Source organism: Streptomyces sp. V4I23, assembly GCF_030817975.1.
Taxonomy (GTDB): Bacteria; Actinomycetota; Actinomycetes; order Streptomycetales; family Streptomycetaceae; genus Streptomyces.
This window is the reverse complement of the sequence record NZ_JAUSZW010000004.1, coordinates 1033740-1051537: the sequence shown is the minus strand read 5'-3', so window position 1 is coordinate 1051537 and position 17798 is coordinate 1033740. Positions and strand designations below refer to the sequence as shown.

11 protein-coding genes and 6 pseudogenes are annotated in these 17798 nt (G+C 70.3%); 7 read left to right on the top strand and 10 right to left on the bottom strand.

Going from position 1 to position 17798, the window contains the following annotated elements; genetic code table 11:
- Positions 1–90 precede the first annotated feature (90 nt).
- The 3 genes and pseudogenes from QFZ82_RS06915 to QFZ82_RS06905 all read right to left on the bottom strand — a co-directional run bounded on the left by QFZ82_RS06915 (position 91) and on the right by QFZ82_RS06905 (position 4503).
- Positions 91–1578 carry a sugar transferase gene (locus QFZ82_RS06915; protein ID WP_373429403.1) on the bottom strand — a complete coding sequence of 496 codons (1488 nt, stop codon included), beginning with the start codon at positions 1576–1578 and terminating at the stop codon, positions 91–93.
- 255 nt (positions 1579–1833) lie between these two features.
- Positions 1834–2528: pseudogene (locus QFZ82_RS06910) on the bottom strand (glutaminyl-peptide cyclotransferase); the annotation flags it as partial.
- 58 nt (positions 2529–2586) lie between these two features.
- Positions 2587–4503 (bottom strand): DUF4012 domain-containing protein, encoded by a 1917-nt coding sequence (locus tag QFZ82_RS06905; protein WP_307712281.1) that lies wholly within the window; start codon positions 4501–4503, stop codon positions 2587–2589.
- Between the two features lie 286 nt (positions 4504–4789).
- Between QFZ82_RS06905 and QFZ82_RS06900 the strand changes: the two genes are divergently transcribed.
- A complete protein-coding gene (locus QFZ82_RS06900) occupies positions 4790–6241 on the top strand; it encodes a polysaccharide biosynthesis tyrosine autokinase (RefSeq protein ID WP_307712280.1) in 1452 nt (483 codons plus the stop codon).
- Here the strand turns inward: QFZ82_RS06900 and QFZ82_RS06895 are convergent.
- Together QFZ82_RS06895 and QFZ82_RS06890 are read right to left on the bottom strand one after the other, a co-directional pair.
- Positions 6195–6890 (bottom strand): S8 family serine peptidase, encoded by a 696-nt coding sequence (locus tag QFZ82_RS06895; protein ID WP_307712279.1) that lies wholly within the window; start codon positions 6888–6890, stop codon positions 6195–6197. The two genes, QFZ82_RS06900 and QFZ82_RS06895, sit on opposite strands and share 47 nt — an antisense overlap.
- Positions 6891–6901: 11 nt before the next feature.
- A pseudogene (locus QFZ82_RS06890) lies at positions 6902–7051 on the bottom strand (IS6 family transposase); the annotation flags it as partial.
- A 250-nt stretch (positions 7052–7301) separates the two neighbouring features.
- On the opposite strand from QFZ82_RS06890, the gene QFZ82_RS06885 reads away from it, so the two are divergent.
- Entirely contained in the window at positions 7302–7748 is a 447-nt protein-coding gene (locus QFZ82_RS06885; protein WP_307717647.1) for an IS30 family transposase, read from the top strand.
- Positions 7749–7761: 13 nt separating this feature from the next.
- On the opposite strand, the gene QFZ82_RS06880 is transcribed toward QFZ82_RS06885, so the two are convergent.
- Positions 7762–8526, bottom strand: a complete 765-nt coding sequence (locus tag QFZ82_RS06880; protein ID WP_307712278.1) for an IS5 family transposase — start codon at positions 8524–8526, stop codon at positions 7762–7764.
- Between the two features lie 661 nt (positions 8527–9187).
- On the opposite strand from QFZ82_RS06880, the gene QFZ82_RS06875 reads away from it, so the two are divergent.
- Positions 9188–10027, top strand: coding sequence for a glutaminyl-peptide cyclotransferase (locus QFZ82_RS06875; RefSeq protein ID WP_307712277.1), 840 nt, complete (start codon positions 9188–9190; stop codon positions 10025–10027).
- Positions 10028–11038: 1011 nt separating this feature from the next.
- Here the strand turns inward: QFZ82_RS06875 and QFZ82_RS06870 are convergent.
- From QFZ82_RS06870 to QFZ82_RS06860, 3 genes and pseudogenes are all read right to left on the bottom strand, one after another.
- Positions 11039–11572, bottom strand: coding sequence for a hypothetical protein (locus tag QFZ82_RS06870; RefSeq protein ID WP_307712276.1), 534 nt, complete (start codon positions 11570–11572; stop codon positions 11039–11041).
- Positions 11482–12027 (bottom strand): annotated as a pseudogene (locus QFZ82_RS06865) (family 43 glycosylhydrolase); the annotation flags it as partial. The gene QFZ82_RS06870 and the pseudogene QFZ82_RS06865, both read right to left, overlap by 91 nt.
- Positions 12028–12123: 96 nt before the next feature.
- Positions 12124–12459: pseudogene (locus QFZ82_RS06860) on the bottom strand (carbohydrate ABC transporter permease); the annotation flags it as partial.
- Positions 12460–12606: 147 nt separating this feature from the next.
- Between QFZ82_RS06860 and QFZ82_RS39695 the strand changes: the two are divergent.
- The 4 genes and pseudogenes from QFZ82_RS39695 to QFZ82_RS06845 all read left to right on the top strand — a co-directional run.
- A complete protein-coding gene (locus QFZ82_RS39695) occupies positions 12607–12888 on the top strand; it encodes a transposase (protein ID WP_373429247.1) in 282 nt (93 codons plus the stop codon).
- 3 nt (positions 12889–12891) lie between these two features.
- The gene (locus tag QFZ82_RS06855) at positions 12892–13845 is read left to right on the top strand and encodes an IS701 family transposase (RefSeq protein WP_373429246.1); all 954 of its coding nucleotides are present in this window, start codon (positions 12892–12894) and stop codon (positions 13843–13845) included.
- A 136-nt stretch (positions 13846–13981) separates the two neighbouring features.
- Positions 13982–14460, top strand: a pseudogene (locus QFZ82_RS06850) (IS5 family transposase); the annotation flags it as partial.
- 15 nt (positions 14461–14475) lie between these two features.
- Positions 14476–14718 (top strand): annotated as a pseudogene (locus QFZ82_RS06845) (cell wall anchor protein); the annotation flags it as partial.
- A 113-nt stretch (positions 14719–14831) separates the two neighbouring features.
- Here QFZ82_RS06845 and QFZ82_RS06840 read toward each other — a convergent pair.
- On the bottom strand, positions 14832–17669 hold the full coding sequence (locus tag QFZ82_RS06840) for a LuxR family transcriptional regulator (protein ID WP_307712275.1): 2838 nt from the start codon (positions 17667–17669) through the stop codon (positions 14832–14834).
- Positions 17670–17798 lie beyond the last annotated feature (129 nt).

The window sequence follows — 17798 nt, the reverse complement described above, 5'->3', positions numbered from 1 at the left end:
TTTGTGGCGTTGGCGGGCGTGGTGGCATGGGCTCTCCTCGTTTTTTCTGTCGTGTCTTCGGGTGGTGTCCGGGCAGCCCCGCGGGGCAGGTCAGTAGGCGCCGGTGCCGGAGACAACGGCCCACACCGTCCGGCAGAGCACCCTGAGGTCCACGGCAGGGGACCAGTTGTCCACGTACCGCAGGTCTAGGGCCACGGTCTCGTCCCACGACAGGTCGGAGCGGCCGCTAACCTGCCACAGGCCGGTGAGCCCCGGCTTGACGGCCAGTCGGCGCCGCTCCACGTCGTCGTAACCGGCGACCTCGTCGGGAAGCGGCGGCCTCGGACCCACGAGGGACATGTGGCCCTGGACCACGTTGAACAGTTGCGGGAGCTCGTCCAGGGAGCAGCGGCGCAGCACCCGGCCGACGCGAGTGACCCGCGGGTCGCGGCGGATCTTGAACATCCGTCCGTCGTTCTCGTTGAGCCCGGCGATCTGTTGCTTCAGCCGCTCCGCATCGGCCACCATGGTTCGGAACTTGGCCATGGTGAAGGGCCGGCCGCCCTGCCCGACGCGCGTCTGACGGTGCAGCAACGGCCCGGGCGAGTCCAGCCGTACGACGAAGGCTACGGCAGCGAACACCGGGGCGAGCAGCAGGATCAGCAGCACCGCCCCGAGCCGGTCCGTCATCGACTTCAGCAGCGGCGCGGCGCCCCGGCGCGGGGGCGCGGCCACGTCCAGCATAGTGAGTCCGGCGACCGAGGAGACGCACACGCGGTGACGTGCCACTTCGGTAAGGCCCGGCACGACCATCAACGGGCACTCATCACCGTGCACGGCCCATGACAGCTGACGCAGGCGCGTACCGGTCATGTGGGGCCCCGGTACGACGAGGACCACGTCCGCGTTGAGCCGCCGGGTCGCCTCCAGCACCGAGGCGGAGTCGGCCGACAGTTGCGGCGGCGTCTCCTTGTCGAGACGGGCCGCGACCGGGGCAAGCGAGTGGGGGTTCTCGTCACCGATCGGGCACAGCCCGACCACGACGAACTCGTGGTCGGTGCGCCTCGCGAGGTGACCCACGAGGCCGTCGACGGCGGCCGCCTCGCCAATCACCAGGGCCCGGCGGACGGAGCGTCCGTCACGACGTCGGGCGAGCAGGTGACGGCTGATCAGGGCATGTCCAGCCGCGCTCAGCGGGGCACAGGGCAGCAGACCGGTTAGCGCGACGAGGAACGGGGATTCCTCACCCGTCGCCGCCCGTACCACCGCGAGCAAGCCGACCAGCACCAGCCAGTCGTACAGCGCGGTGCCGACGCTGCCGCCCTCACCGAGATGCTGCCCGGCGTAGCGCGCCCGTGCGGCGCGTACGAGCAGCCATGAGGCAGTGGCCACCGCCGCGTACCACACCGCGTTCGTCCCGCCGGCCAAGGCGAAGGCCAGATACACCGGTACCGCCGCGCCGGCGGTGTCGCCGACGATCGCGAGCGGCGCGTACCAGACGGGTCTGGCGGAGCGCCGCCCCACCCGTTGCTGTTCCCAGGCGAGCCGTGTCCGCGCAGGCTCTGCCACCTGGGGCACGGTCTCCCCGAACAACCACATTCGCCCTCCAATAATCCTACGAGACGAAGTCGAGTATGTACGCCTGTTGACGGCGGAGCGGGGGTGCGACGCTGGGCCGTGGAGAACTCTCACCCGATCAGCAGCACCTGGATCAGCCATGCCGGATGCATATGCGAGCTGGTTCGGGCGGGGTATCTCAGCCGTCGGAGGTGGCCGCACACCCGCCGGGAGGAACACCACGCGGAACATCTCCGGCCAGAACTTGCCGGTGATCAGGAACTGGTCGGTGCCTGCGGCGGCCGCGACGCAGTTCAGGACGGACCCGTTCACGCGTTCGTCCTCGCGCAGCAGGCCTGCGGCGTCGATGTTCGCCGTCACCGTCCGGTGGACGGGTTGATGCGCACGATCCGTTCGGTGAACAGGACGTTGGCGTACACGGTGTCGCCGACGCACTCCAGTTCGTTCAGCCGCGACACCGGTCGATCGGCCTGGGGGACGGCGATATCGCCCGTCCTCGCGAGCGTCTTCGGGTTCCGGAACGTCAGCAGGGACGATCCGTCGCTCGTCACCAGCCGGTTCCTGGACCGCTGGTGGCACACTCCCCAGCCCTCGGCGGGGTAGCGGACGCGGCGCAGTTCCGACAGCGTCCTCGCGTCGTGCTCGATGGCGATCCCGTCCCACCAGGTGAATTGCCAGAGCGTCCGGCCGAGCACGGTGAGCCCTTCGCAGAACAAGGGCGCGGGCAACGCCACGCGGACCGTTGGGCGCCTGCCGGGCGGACCCGCCCGTACCGACGACCGCCCAGCCAGACCGGTGCCCTCGTACAGGGTGTCGCCGGCGATCTCCAGTCCCTGGGTGAGCGCCTGCGGGTCGTGCGGAAGCACCTCGAGCACCTTGACCCGCAATCGCTCCGGGGAAGCCGACTCGCCCGCCGTAGCCCGGCTTCCGGCCGGCGCGTCGGCCGTTCGGTGGCCCGCCGCACTCACCATCGTGCAGGAGGTGAGCAGCGCCCAGTTGAGCAGGGCCACCACAGGGACGCGTACGCGTTCACGCAGGGCAGACCGGGCCCTGCTTCACAGTGGCCTTGAGCGGCGTCACCAAGGGCTGCCGCAGAACGGTGGGAGCACGGTCCGCGTGCGGCTCCCGCAGGTGGAGCACCAGCGTGCGGCTGGACTGGGCGGGCAGCTCCAAGTCGACGGTGTACACGGGATGGCCACGTTCGACCTGGGAGGCCAGCAGCACCGGGCGGCCGTCCAGGGTGGCCCCGGTGAGGTCGGCGCCGACGCTGGCGTAGTAGGACACCAGGAGGCGATTATCGCCCGGGCGTGTGCGATGCGCGGGGGAGTCCGCCCGCAGCGTGACGTAGGAGGGCAGGCCGGAGGTCGGAGCCCGGTTGGTGAGGGTCACGGTCGCCGTGACCGACCGGTGGTCGTCGGAGCAGCCGTCCGGCGCCCAGACGAGGCTCCGGTCGAGGTAGTAGTCCAGCTTGGAGCCGGCGGCGTTGTTCACGACGAGTCCCGCGAAGGGACCAGGGGTGTCCGGGAGCACGCCGGAGAAGGGGCGCGATTCGAGGAGTCGTTGCTCGGCCCCGCGGGCGCTCCATACCTTGAGGTGTCCGTCTCGTTGGGCATCGTGCACAGCGCCAAGCAGGCCTGGCAGCAGGTGCGGGTCGTCGGAGGCGTCCGTCAGCCGTGCGGCGGCGGCGCGTGCCGTCTCGACGAAGAATGCCTTGCGCTCGGCGACGTCACTGTAGATGGCGTAGCTGGCCCGCTCCGTGAGGTCCACGACGTTGTCGGCGGTGAGTGCGGTGCCGTCGGCCATGCGGGCCGGGCCGGTGACGCGCAGGAGTCGGCTCAGTGTGCTGGGGTCGACGGCGATGACGCCGTCCACGCGCTCGCCGGTGTGTTCGCGCCATGCCGCGGCCCAGATACGGGCCGCGTAGGGGAAGTGCGGGCTAATGTTGGAGTTGGCCCAGACACGGGTCGGGGCGCTGCCATTGTACCGAGCCGTGAACTCGGCTCCGAGGTCCACCGGCGCGACGGTTGTGGCCATCTCGGTGTTGTTGCCGAAACGCTCGAAGGACAGGCGGCCGTCGTCGACCTGCAACACGGCGAAGGCGCCCGGAACGCCGCCGGTGCCGCGTGCCTCGGCGATGTTCTGGAACGCCAGGAAGTAGCGCCGCTCGCCGTGCATCCCGAGCATCGGCGGCAGGACACGGGCCGCGACTGCGGCGTCGCTCATGACCGGCGCGACCCGGGCGAGCTGCTGCGAGAGCTGCTCACGGGCCCGGTCGACCGCCGGCAGCCAGGTGGAACGCGGCAGCCGACGGGTGTCGGCACGTACCTCTGCCGCGGTACGTGCGGCGCGGGCCAGCTCCGGGGCGTGTCCCTCCAGCGCCGTGAGGGCCTGGTTGACCGTGCCGGGCGCACCCGCAGTGGAGGCCGGGAGAACACGCGTCAGCGGCGAGAGAATGTCATCGGCCAGGCGGTCCGCCGCATACGCCGTGCCGCGCATGCTCTGCAATGGGCCGCCGAGGAAGGGAAGTTGCGCGGCTGCGTACCAGGCCGGACCGGTGGTGAGGTCATGTGCCCGGGCGGCGTGCGCCGCCGCGGAACGCATCGCCTGCTCCCGGTCGGACTCACGCGGCGCACCGGAGGCCGGGCCTGGCGCCGACGCGAGTGCGACCGACTGCCGCAGCCCGTCCAGGTCCTGCCGCGCCGCGAGCAGCTCGGAGCGGGCGAGCAGCCCGGTGATCCCGATCCAGGCGGCGCCGGCCAGTGGGAGCGCGGCGGCGGCCAGCAGCGCCTTTCTGACCGTCAGATGCCGGGTGAGACCGAGACGAGGTGGGTGTGAGCTGTGCCCCTGCAGCTCCGTCATGAACTGCGGAGCCGGCGTGCGCCCGGCATCAGCGCCTTGGTCGAGTCGGCGGCCGAGCTTCGGGAAGCGGGCGGGTACCGCCGCCATTTCGGCGATGTCGTCATCTTCTCCACTCTCCTCGGTCGAGTTCGGCCCGTCGATGCGGCGTCAGCCGTCAACAAGACCTGGATACACGGACAAATGGGGCATGAAGCCGCAGGACGGGCGTGGCGCTGCTCAGAAGTCACCGGATGGTGTAGTGCTCGCTCTATGTCGGGCCGACATGGGGGTGGCTTCCCGGTTTGGGGCGTCAGAGCCCCTATCTTCAGCGATGAAATTTGGGAACAAAACGCCTACTTCGGGGCGGTTTCCTCGGTCTTATGAGGGGTGCAGCTTGGATCTCCACGGATTCCTGAAGTCTCTTGCCAGACGCTGGCTGACCGTTGCGACCTGTCTGGTTCTCGCGGTCGGGGCGGCGCTCGCTGTCACGAACCTGAGCACCCCCATCTACGCGGCCAGAACTCAGCTCTTCGTCGCCACTCGCTCCGGTGAGGACGCCGCTCAACTGAGCCAAGGACAGACCTTCTCGCAGGCGCGCGTGCAGTCGTATGCCGCCATCGTGCCGACCCGACAGGTGACCGGGCCCGTGGTGCGTGAGCTGAAGCTGCGCACCACACCGGAGGAACTGGCGTCCCGGATCACCGCCGAGGCCCCGCTCAACACCGTGCTCATCAACATCAGCGTGCGGGATACCAACCCCAAGCGGGCCGCGAACATCGCCAATGCCGTCGCGGCGCGTTTCAGAGCTGTCGTCGAGCGACTGGAGACACCTAGGCCGACGAACCAGGCTCCTGGACGCGAGTCGGGCGACACACCTCCCGAGCCCGTCTCACCGGTCTCGCTGGGCGTCACCCAGGACGCGGTCCCGCCCGCCGATCCCGTCTCGCCGAGAGCGTTGCTCAACCTGGCCGGCGGAGCGCTCGCCGGACTGCTGCTCGCCGCCGGACTCGTCGTCCTGCGTGAGACCCTCGACACCACCTTCAAGACCAGTCAGGCGCTCGGCGAGATCACCGGTCTGCCGGGCCTCGGAGCCATTCCGTGGGACAAGAGCGCCCCCGCACAACCACTCATCACTGCCGACGGTCACTCCCAGCGCGCCGAGGCCTTCCGCAAGCTGCGCACCAATCTGCAGTTCGCCCAGGTCGACGACCGTCCTCGGATCATCATGGTGACCAGTTCGCTGCCCGGCGAGGGCAAGACCAGCACCTCGGTGAACCTGGCCCTCTCCCTGGCCGAGGCGGGTGTCTCCACCTGCCTCGTGGACGCCGACCTACGCCGCCCGTGCGTGGCCAGGACCTTCGGCCTCGTCCAGGACGCCGGACTGACCACCGTGCTCATCGGGCAGGCCCGCGTCGAGGAAGTGATGCAACAGGTTGGCAACGGGCTCTCGGTGCTCGCCGGTGGTGCCGTGCCGCCGAACCCCACCGAGTTGCTCGCCTCGGCTCGCATGAACGAGGTCCTGCATGACCTCGCGAACACGTACGAGGTGGTGATCGTCGACACCGCGCCGCTGCTGCCGGTCGCCGACACCATCGGACTCGCCCGGCTGGCTCAGGGCACGCTGCTCGTCGTCCGCGCTTCGAAGACCAACCGAGACCAGGTCCGCACCGCCGCGGAGGCGCTGGACCGCGTGGGTGGCCGCATCCTCGGCACCGTCTTCAACATGGCCGCAGCCCCCAAGCGTGACCGCTACGGCGCCTACGGGGAGTACGGCGAACTGCCCTCGCTCCGCATTTCGGTCAGCGACAGGGAAGCCACGCCGATGGATCTCGCGGGTAAGAAATGACCCGGCAGCGCACCTCGGCCAATGCCGAGGTGTTGCGCCATCGGGGTGGCGGCTCGTCAGAACGGGGAGACCCTGAGGAGACGCTCTGTGACGGCGTCCCCGTCCTGTGAAGGCCAGGTCGAGTTGGGGCGATCAGGTCGATGTCGGGGCCGTAGTTGGAGAAATCGGCGAAGGTGTCGGCCTGGCCCGCGCGGCACGTCGGCCGGGCCGGGCCGCCGGGCTTCCCGTCCAAGTCCGCCAGGGCGCTGACGTTGATCACTTCGTCGTATGCGGCCGGCACGGAGTTACGGGCGTCGGCGTGGCTGTTGCCAGCCGCCAAGGCGTAAGTGAGGCCCTTGGCGACCGAGTTGCAGGTCGCCTGGTGCATGACGTTGCCGTTGGTCCTGCCGCAGTTGCCGTCGTCGGCGCCAGAACCGCCCAGGCTCATGTTGACCACGTCGATCCGGTCGGCGTTCTGGGTGACGTGGTCGATGCCGCACAGGACGGTCGAGGTGGTTCCGGCGCCGGTGGGGCCGAGAACCTGGACCGGCCACAGCCGCGCCCCGGGGGCCACTCCGACGACCCCGGTGGTGTTGTCCAGGGCGCCGATGGTGCCCGTGAAGGGCCCCCGAAGTTTCCGGACAGCGACCCAATAGGATTCTTCTGTCAAGGAAATGAGGTGCGGCGACGCAACTCGCGGGCGTAGGCCGGGCCGAACTTCATACAGCAGCGGCGGACTGTCTCGTAGGAGGCGACGACACCGCGCTCGAGCATCAGCTCCTCGACCTCGCGGAAGCTGAGCGGGAAGCGGTGGTACAGCCACACACAGTGGGAGATGACCTCGTCCGGGAGCGGTGCCCCTTGTACGACGGCGACCTGCTCTCCACGGGCACCCCTCCAGCAGGATCAACCCGAAGATCATCCCACGTCATCAGCCAACGTGACAGCGCCCGCTGTGGTTCATCGATGCTGGTGCAGCATGATCGGTCCAGACCCGGGTCCGATATCTCCGCGTTTCCTCACGCAGGACGACCGCATCGCCATCACCGATGGCCTCCAGGCGAAGTAACCGGTCAAGGAGATCGCCGCCTCGATCGGCAAGAGCTTCCAGACCGTCTATCGGGAGATCAAGCGAGGCAGCAAGCCAGACGGCCGCTACCAGCCCTGGTGGGCCCACAACCAGGCCCTGCTTCGGCGCCGACGCCCCAATACGGAGAAGATCCGGGCCAGTGAATCCCTACGCATGGTCGTCCGCGAGAAGCTGACCGAAAAGTGGTCACCACAGCTAATCGCGCGCCTCCTCACTCGCACCCACCCGGGTGATCCGTCGATGCGGGCCTGCCCGGAGACGATCTACCGTGGCCTATTCGCGGGCCTGATCGGCCGCAGGAATGGCGCACTCGGCACCGGCCGGACACGACGCAAGAAGCAGCGACGCGGTGTCCCGTCCCCGAACAAGATCAAGAACATGACGCTGATCCATCAGAGGCCCGCTGAGGTCAACGATCGAAAAACACTCAGGCACTGAGCCTTTTCCAACCTCACTCTGAGCTGGTCAGATGAAGAGTGAGGACGGCTTGGACGATGCTGGTGATCCGGGTGGTCGAGCACCGCAGTTTGCGCAGGATCCGCCAAGATTTGAGGGCTGCGACGGCGGGCTCGACGAGGGCCCGGATCTTTGCGTGGGACCGGTTCACCGCTTTCTGGCCTTCGGAGAGGTTCTCCCACCGGCCCCGGCACGGGACGCGGACCGTGCCTCCGGCACCTCGGTAGCCCTTGTCGGCCCAGCATCGGATGCCGGCCTGCGTGAGGGCGTCGACAATGCCGTGTTCGCGGGCCGCGCGGATGTCGTGGACGGCGCCGGGCAGGGCCGGTGAGGCCCACAGCAGTCGGCCGAAGGGATCGGCGAGGACCTGCACGTTCATCCCGTGCTTCTTGTGTTTGCCGGAGTAGAACGGGCGGTCGGCGGCGATGCGGTCGATCGGCAGGAGCGTGCCGTCCAGGATCAGATATGCCTTCGCCGACGCGGTCCGCACCACGTCGGCGAGGCTCGGGGCGAGCGTGGCGAGAAGCTCGACCGCCTCGGTGATGTAGCGGTAGGCCGTTGTGGTGCCGACGCCGAATCCGGCCGCGAGCTGGGCGTAGGTGTTTCCCACTCGCAGGTGCGCGAGTGTGAGCAGGGCCTGGCGGCCAGCGCTCAGACGCCGCCACCGGGAACCGATCGCGCGGCGGTGCCGCCGCAACTGCTGTGTGAGGAAGCGAAGGGCGGAGCTGGACACGTCAGCGCCCGACGGGTAGACAAGCACGTGAAGCCTCTGGTGGAGACGGTTCTCTTGGTCGAAAACCCGTCTACCAGGGGCTTCACCACGTTGCCAGCCCAACTGACGTACTCAAGAACGAGGTTGGAAAAGGCTCACTGGGAGGCGACCTCATCATCGGCCGCGGCCAGGCATCAGCGATCGGCACGCTTGTGGAGCGGACCACCCGCTAGGTCCAGCTCATCCACCTGCCCGATAGCTGGAAGGCTCCCCAAGTCCGCAACGCTCTCATCAAGCAGACCGCCCACATCCCCGCAGATGCGGAAGACACTCACCTGGGACCAGGGCCGCGAGCTGACCCTGCACGAGGGCATCGAGGCCCTCACCAGTTACCGGATCTACTTCTGGGACCCGCACTCGCCCTGGCAGCGCGGCACGAACGAGAACGCGAACGTCCTTGAAAGGATGGCTCACAGGAACATTGACCAGCTGATTCGCAACCACGGATCGAAAACGCCCCCACAGGGCGTCGCCGGACCTGGCCGTTCCGGGGGCGCGGGGGGCCGGGGGCCCACCTGCTCCTCCGGGCCGGCCCGGCAGGGCGCTGCGCGCCTCGGTGGCCCGGGCGGCTGCGCCATGGGGACGACGGTCGCGAGCCGGTCCGGCGGGCACACCCGATCCGACCGGGCTCGTGTGCCAGTGTGCAGCCATGCGGCTTGCATGCGTGGTTCCCGTGGCGGTCGTCGCTCTGGTCGGCGGGATGCTCGTCGGCTCGTGCGACACGAGCGACGGAGCCGTGGATCACGAACGGAGCATGCCCGGGCGGACAGTGGCACGGGTCAAGCGGTTGACGGTCCGGGTCGTCGAGACCCTGCCTCATGATCCGACGGCGTTCACCCAGGGCCTGGAGATCGCTCACGGCATGCTCTACGAGAGCACGGGCGTGCCCGGCCGCTCGACGATCAGCGCAGGTCGCCCTGGCGCCCCTCCGGCGCGGCGCGCCAAGCTGCCCCCGCCGTTGTTCGGCGAGGGAATCACCGTCATGGGACGGACGCTCTGGCAGCTCACCTGGCAGAACGGCATCGCCATCGAGAGGGACGCCGGAACGCTGGCCGAACTGCGCCGGGTGCCGTACGCGGAGGAAGGCTGGGGGGTATGCCACCAGCGGCACCGCGATCGGCTCGTGACGACCGACGGCACCTCCCGGCTTCTCTTCCGGGACACCCGAACTCTTGAGAAACGGGGCGAGGTCGCCGTCACCGCCCAGGGAAAGCCGGTGGGACGGCTCAACGAGCTGGAATGCGTCGGCGACCTCGTGTACGCGAACGTCTGGCCCACCGATCGGATCGTGCGCATCGACTCCCACTCCGGTGAGGTGACGGGTGACATCGCCGTTCCGTCACTGATGAGCGAAGCCGAGAGACGGCATGCGGACGTCCTGAACGGCATTGCCGCGGTTCCGGGGACCGATCAGTTCCTGCTGACGGGCAAGTGGTGGCCCAGGATGTTCCGGGTGGTATTCGTCCCCGCGGCGGATGGTGACAGGTAGTCACGGTGCTCCGACGTCCAAAGTCGACACCGTGCGAGTCCGCGCTTTCTCCTGGAGGGGCGCATCCTCTCTCAGCGGGCCCGCACCACACGAGCGCCGATCGGCCCTGCCTCCCCGAGCCCGTCGCATCTGTGATTTGGCCAGCAGGAGCAGTGCCAGTTCTTTGAGCTGGAGGTCGGCGTCCGCGGCGTTTCCAGAGCTGAACGGGGGCTGCGGGTCGTATTCGATGGCTGGCTGGATCGCCTTGGCCGTGGTGTCCCCCGGCGGTCCGGGAGGCCAGGTGCAGCGACCACTGCCACGTCCCCCGTTGTCCGTACGGATCGGTCCCCGGCGTGCGTCGTGCGGGCGCCTGTGGCGCAATACGGGTCGTGACCACCGGCCGTGCACTCATGCGCATTCGGCCAGAAGGAAACCCAGGTGGGTCATGGGTCGCAAGTTCACATCCTGTCGTCCCGACTCTGCGGAAACGCCGGTCGAAGGCCGTCTTCTCAGAGATGGGAGGGCGGCTTCTCGTGGCATCCGGGAGCGCGGTGGTCGCGGTGTGGGCGCAGGCGCGCCGGCATCGGCTCCGACAGCCATGACCCAGATCCGGCACTGCGACTTGGCGCCTTCCGGGATGTGGCCGCACCGAGGAGAGGGCCGTACCGCCAGGACGTCGGTCGGCCCGCTCGACGCCGTGGACGGAGCACGCGCCCACTCGCCGCAATCGCCGCACGGCACACGGTCGCCCGCAGGTGAGCCGGAACCCCCGAAGTCGGCCGTGAACGCCGCGTCGACCAGGTCGCACGCGTGGATGCCGAGCATTGCCCCGGTGAAGCGCAGTCCTGATCCGTGGTCGTCGGAGAGCCTGCTGAAGTTCCCCGGGGTCCGACAGGCGTGCGCACGCCGTGGTGGACGTACCAGAACCGTGCCTCGGCGCCGTCGACGGTCACGCCCAGCGTGACCGGTGCGTCCCGTCGACGTCCACGACGTCGGTTTGCCGGGCGTCGCCCTCGTCGCGTTCCACGAGGCTCAGCCCCCGTACGGCCCTCGCCCCGCCACTGCTGGCCGTGCTGCTCTCGCCCGCAGGTTCTGCCCAGGTAGGTCGAGGCTGAGGTAGGCATCGCGGCTGTGCCAGAGCACCAGAGCGGCGGCCTGCGTGAAGGTGTGCGGCCGTGCCTCGACGGTGACCTCGGCCTCGGCGCGGTGCTCGGTGATCCGCTGGAGACTGTGCGCCCACAGCGACTCGGGACCGTGCCGGCCGCTCAGGCGGATCCACCCCGGCCGGGAGTCCGTGTCGGCCCAGGACTGGTCCGGTGCGGCACGCGGTGAGTTCCAGGGCCAGCCCAACGGCTCTCGGCGACAGGCGGGTCGAGGCACGGGCGCATCGGGATGCTTCGGTACGTCGACCTCGACCTCGACCGCCGGGTGCCAACCGCCGTGCCGCAGCCTGAGCCAGCCGTCCTCGTCCCAGGTCAGCGCCTGGATTGCCGTCTCACGGCCGAGCGGACAGCGTGGACCTGCGGCGTCCGCAACGGGCGGGCCGTCGGATGGCTCAGGATCCATTCGCCACCCTGCGGCTCCACCAGCTCCGCGTGACCGGCCTTCTGTAATGGCCATGACGGATCGTCCCGCGCGGTCAGCAGCGGCCTGCTGTCGAGCTCGTACGGGCCGGTCAGCGTGCGGCTGCGCGCCACCAGTACCCCGTGTTCGACCCTCGTGCCGCCCTCCGCGAGCACCAGGTGGAATCAACCGTTGCGGCGCAGCAGCTTCGGCCCCTCGATGAGCCGTTCATGCTGGAGCAGCAGGCGGGTGTCGCCGATCGGAGCCAGCGTCCTCCGGTCCAGCTCGGTCAGGACGATCCCAGCGAAGCGCTGCCCGCCGGGGCGGTGGTCCGTCTGCAGGTTGAGCAGCCAGAGCCGGCCGTCGTCATGGAACAGGGCGGGGTCGAAACTGTGGCCGGCGACCCGGCGCGGGGCCGTCCATGCTCCGCTCACATCCGTGGCCGTGGAGATGTACGTGTCCAGGTCGAAGTACAGCGTACCGACCGAGCGCACCACGGAGTAGATCATCCAGAACCGTCGCCGTCCCAGCTCAGCGCCGGCGCCCAGATGCCACGAAGCGAGCCTGTAGAAGAGGAAGGAGGCGACGCCGAGGATCAGCGCGAGCAACACCGACAGGGGCGCGGCGTATTGGTAGTTGCTGGCGTTGAACCCCTGGTTGTAGATGATCATGATCGGGGTGAAGGTGTCGCTGACCGTCTGCGGTGTGATGTTACGGAACAGCGCGGGCTCGTTGAAGATCTGCAGCATCTGGATGACCGAGAGCATGCCGGTCAGCACCAGCCCGCCCTGCACGTGCGGGATCTTGATGCTCAGTACGATCCGCCGCTCGGAGGCGCCGTTCAGCCGCGCGGCGTCGAACAGCTCTCGGGACACGCCCTGGAGCGCCGTCGATGAGCCGCACTTCCCCGACAGGCGCCGCCGACAGTCGGAGTTGAGCCGCCGCGGCCTGCTGAAAACCGCCGGTGGTCTCACCGCCGCCCTAGTAGTGCTTCGTTACGTCGAGTGATCTCGCCTGGTGGTGGGCATCTTTCGGCTATGAGGCTTGGGGAGGTGGAAGGGCTCCGGGGTGAGTTATCGGAGTTCGTTGCCGATGTTTTCGGGTCGCTTCCGCGGCGGGATCAGCAGCGGTGGGGCGGGTGTTATCTCCGGGGTCTGATGCTGGACGGCCGGCGGAAGTCGATTCAGCCGATGGCCGAGCGGTTGCCGGACGGGAACATGCATGCCCTGCAGCAGTTCGTGAACCAGTTGCCGTGGGATCCGCTGCCGGCCGGTACGGCGGCGGATCGCCGAGCGATTGAGCGAAGCGATCGCGCCTGAGGTGTGGGTGATCGACGATGTGTCGTTCCCCAAGTGCGGCACTGCGTCGGTAGGGGTGGCCCGGCAGTACTGGGAGCATTGGGCAAGCGGGCGAACTGCCAGGTCGCGGTCAGCGTCCATGCGGCAACTGACACCGCCTCATGCCCGTTGAACTGGCAGTTTTACCTGCCTAAGGAGTGGACCGACGATGCGACCCGCTGCCGGGCGGCCGGGGTCCCCGCCGAGATCGGCCACCGGGAGAAGTGGCGCTTGGCCCTGGACCTGCTCGACGCCCTCGCCGACTGGAAGCTCGTCCCTCCCGTGGTCGTGGCAGACGCGGGATACGGAGCGAGCACGCCCTTCCGGCTGGCCCTGGAGGACCGGGGTCTGTCCTATGTGGTCGCGCTGACAGGCAAGGAGGTCGCCCACCACGAGGCTGCGAAGCCGGACCGGCCGGCCTATGGCGGGCTCGGACCACCAACGCTGCCGCGTTACCGCACCCCGCCGCAAGCCTTGCCCAAGCTGGCTGCTGACGCGCCAGCCTCCGACTTCTGTGAGGTGACCTGGCGTGAAGGCAGCAAGGGTCTGATGACGTCACGGTTCGCGATGCTGCGGGTGCGGCCGGCGGGCAAGCAGGCCCTGCGGGACGCCCAGGACGCCGGTGGAGGGCACTACCAGTGGGACGGAGTGCTGCCGGTGCGGACAGCGCTGGTCGAGTGGCCCGCCGAGGAGACTGCCCCGGCCGGCTACTGGATCTCCAACCTGCCGCCGGACACACCCATCGAGGACGTGGTTGGGTGGGCGAAGATGCGCTGGCGCATCGAACACGACTACCGCGAACTCAAACACGGCCTCGGCCTGGACCACTTCGAAGGCCGCACCTGGCGCGGCTGGCACCACCACGTCACCCTCGTCACCGCCGCCCAGGCCTTCCTCACCCTCAGGCGGCTCGACCCAAAAGCCCACACGCCGGCCTGACCCTCTACCAGGTCCTCGACGCCCTCCAGGACCTGCTGCAGTGCTGGACCGGCACCTGCACCACCTGCGGCTGACGCCTGCCCCGCAACAGAACCAGACTGAGAACCTAACGAAGCACGGCGAGCCGCACGATCATGCCATCGGACGGTCCCGCGGAGGACTGACGACAAAGATTCACCTCGCCTCTGACGGCAACTGCCGGCCCTGGCCTTCTTCCTCACCGCTGGACAGGCTGGAGATGCACCTGCCTTCCCGCAGGTGATGGCCCGCTTGCGGGTGCCCCGCCGACGTGGACGACCCCGCACACGGCCGGACCTCGTCCTGGCCGACAAGGCGTACTCCTCCCGCGCCATCCGCGAGCACCTGCGCACACGCGGCATCCCCACGGTCATCCCCGTGCCGGCCGACCAGCGGGGCCACCGCCTCCGCAGGGGCAGCCAGGGCGGCAGGCCACCCGCCTTCGACCGCGAGACCTCCAAGCAGCGGAACACCGTCGAACGGTGCATCAACCGCCTGAAGCAGTGGCGCGGCATCGCCACCCGCTACGAGAAGACCGCCACGATCTACCTGGCCGGACTCCACATCGCAGGAATCCTCCTGTGGTCAGCCCGCTGATCCAAACGAAACCGCCTAGCCGTCGGCGCCTCGGCCGCAGCCCTCACCGGCAACGAGGCCGAGGGAGCGCCGGTCACCTTCAGCGACCCGGGCATGCTGCACGCCTACGGCGAACTCAATCGCGCCAAGGTGCGCGTCGCCGCCGGCAACGATCCCTGGCTGTCCGGCTGGAACCGACTGACCGGCAACTCCCACTCCGCCGCCACCTGGACCGCCCGCCCGCAGACCACTGTGATCCGCGGCGGCACCGGTGAGAACTGCCGATCCGAACGGATTGGTCCTCTCTTTTGCCCCGTGACGCGAAGTCGCGGACGCCGTCCGCGTCCCGCCCCGGCCACGCGAGGCATCTCCGCACGACGCCCGGGCGGTGGTCAGCTGTTCAGCGCCGTCGCCAGTTGGGCCCGTGAGCGGACGTCCAGTTTCTGGTAGATGCGGGTCAGCCTCGCCTCGACCGTCTTCACGCTCAGGTACAGCTTCGCCGCCGCCTCCTGGTTGCTCGCTCCCTGGCCCACCAGCCGCGCCAGTCGCAGCTCCGCGTCCGTGAGGGCAGACAGGGCGCCGCCCCGCGTGGTGGGCACCGGCTCCGCCGGGGGAGTGGGGCTCTCCGTCGCGAGTGCCAGCCACGGTGTGGCGCCCGCCCGTTCGAAGACCGCGGCCGCCGCCTGCAACGCGCTCGCGGCCGCCGACCGCCTGCGGCGGCGGCGTTCGACACGGGCCAGTGTGATCAGCGCCCGGCCGCGCTCCAGCGGCAGGCCCGCCGCGCCGTACCGTTCGGCGACCTCCGTCAGCAGCGACGCCGCCTCGTCCGGGCAGCCGCTCGCGGCGAGGTGGACGGCACGCGCCCGGTCACAGCCGAGCAGCACCGTCGTGCGGCCGAGCCGGTCGGCCACCGGGCGGACGTCCGCGAGCAGCGCCTCCGCCTCCTCCAGGGCGTCGACCGCGACCAGGGCCTCGGCGAGTTCCTCGTGCCAGCGCAGCATCGATGGATCGACGGTCGCCTGGGCACGCTCGCCGGCCTGCACCCGACGGAGGGTCTCCAGGGCGGTGGCGACGTCACCGCAGAGCAACTGGACCCGGCCGAGCGCGTAGAGGCTGCGGGACAGGAAGACGTGGTCGCCCTCCTCCTCCGACGCCTGCGCGCTGCGCCGCGCGTAACTGGCGGCACGCGCGAAACTTCCGCCGGCCGTCTCGGCGAGGGCCAGCGCGTACCAGGCGGGTCCCGGCGAGAGCCCGGCCTCCAGCGTCAGGGCGAGCGACCGGCCGGCGTGCGCGAGCGCGGCGGCGCACTGGCCCTGCCGCGCCTCGACCTCCGCGAGCGTGCGGAACAGTTCGATGGCGTCCTCCACCGAACCGCGGCGTTCGACGAGCGGCAGCAGCGCCCCCAACTGGTCGCGGGCCTCGGTGAGGCGGTCGTCGAACATCGCATGGCGGATCGTGAGGATCTGGGCGGCGTTGCGGATGCCGAGCGGGCGCTCCACCCTTTCGAGGGCGCGCGCCTCGGCGAGCACGCGCTCCGCGTCCGGCGATCCGAGCACCCGGTCCATGCGTGCCTGCACCGTCAGTGCCTTGGCCGCCGTGCCGCGGTCGCCCACCGACGCCGCGAGCGCGGCCGACTCCACGGCCGCCGCGCGCGAACGCACCGGATCGCCGTCCGCCAGCACGTACTTGACCGCCAGCCGCAGCTGTACGGCGGCCCGCAGCGCCGTGTCGCCCTCCGAGTCCTCCATGGCGTGGACGTAGATCTCGTCGAGGTCCGTCAGCCCTTGACCCGCGGTGTCCAGCACCGCGAGCCGGGCCCGCACCCGGTCGGCCGGGGACGCGTCCCGTGCCAGAAGGTCCGTCGCCGCGCGCATCGCCAGATCGGCGCGGGCCGCGCGGGCCGCCTCCTCCGCCGCGTCGACGAGCCGCGCGATGCGCTGCGGGCCGTTCAGGCCCGGAGTGGACTCGGCGGCGAGCAGAGCGAGTTCCGCGGCGAGCGTGCTGTTGCCGCGCCGCCGGGCCGTCTCCGCGGCGGCCGACACCTCCGCGGCCAGCTCCTCGTCGGGGACGTCGGTGGCCAGCGCCCGGTGCCGTACGGCCTCGACCGGGTCGTCGACGACCCCGGCGAGCGCCGCGTGGCCCGAGCTGCGCTCGGTCCAGCAGGCGTCGTGCACCAGGGTCGAGGGCAGGACGCCGGCCGAGAAGGCGACCGTGCCGTCCTCCGTGAGCCGGATCAGCGACGCGCGTTCCGCCGCGGCCAGATCCGCCTCGGCGGTCGGCCGCCCGGCCCGGCGGATCAGCGAGGCCGACGGCCGCAGGGCGAGCGCCGCGAGCAGGAGGGTCGCGCGGACGTCCGGAGGGACGGCGCCGAGCAGCGTGCGGGCGAGATCCCGGGCGCGGCCCGACAGTGACAGGGACTCGGCGTGGTGCACCGGCGTGCGTGCGTCCGCGAGGGAGCGGCCGACGGCCAGCGCGAGCCGCGGGTTGCCGCCGCTGGCCTTGTGGATGCGGCCCGCCATGCGGGCGGGCAGCCGGTGGTGGATGAGGAGTTCGGCGATCTCGTCGGCCTGCAGGGGCGGCACGTTCAGCACGTCGGCCTCGGACGGCTCCCAGAGCGGCTCCGCCGTCGCTCGTGGTGCGGTCAGCCCGTCGGACGGGTCGCCGCCCGTGCCGTACGCGGCCGGGGTGTCGACGGCGACGGCCCGCAGTTCGGAGGGCGCCAGCCGGAGCGCGAACCGGAGCAGATCGGCGCTCGCCGGGTCGATGCACTGGACGCCGTCGAGCACCAGGAGTGCGGGCCCGCGCGCGGCCAGGGCGCGCAGGATGCGGGCGAGGGCCAGACGCAGGGCGACCGGGTCCCAGCCGCCGTCCGGCATCGGCGCCTCACGGCACAGCATGGCGACGGCGGCGCGTTGCGGGCCGGGCAGGTCCGCGAGGACGTCCCCCTCGCCGCCCGGACCCCGCGCGGGCTGGGCGGCCGCGGCGACGGAGGCGATGAGCGCGGCCGCGGCCGCACCCGGGATGGCGCGGTCGGCGGGCAGCGCGGCCAGCCAGAGCACGGTCTCGCCCCGCGCCTCGGCGCGCGCGGCGGCGGACAGCGCGACCTCGGTCTTGCCGACTCCCGGGGGACCGGTGAGCAGCGCACGGCCGCCGGTGCTCAGCACACGGTCCAGGCGGGCGAGCAGTTCCGCGCGGCCGACCGGCTCGGCGCGGTATGCGGCCGATGTCATGAGCCCACCACCACCCTCCGGCGTGTGCGGGCCCCCTGCCCGTTCGAGCAGAGGATACGAACCCTGTCCCCTCAGTCCAGGCCCGTCGTCCGGCATACGGACAGGTCTGGACTTATACAGCCGGACGGC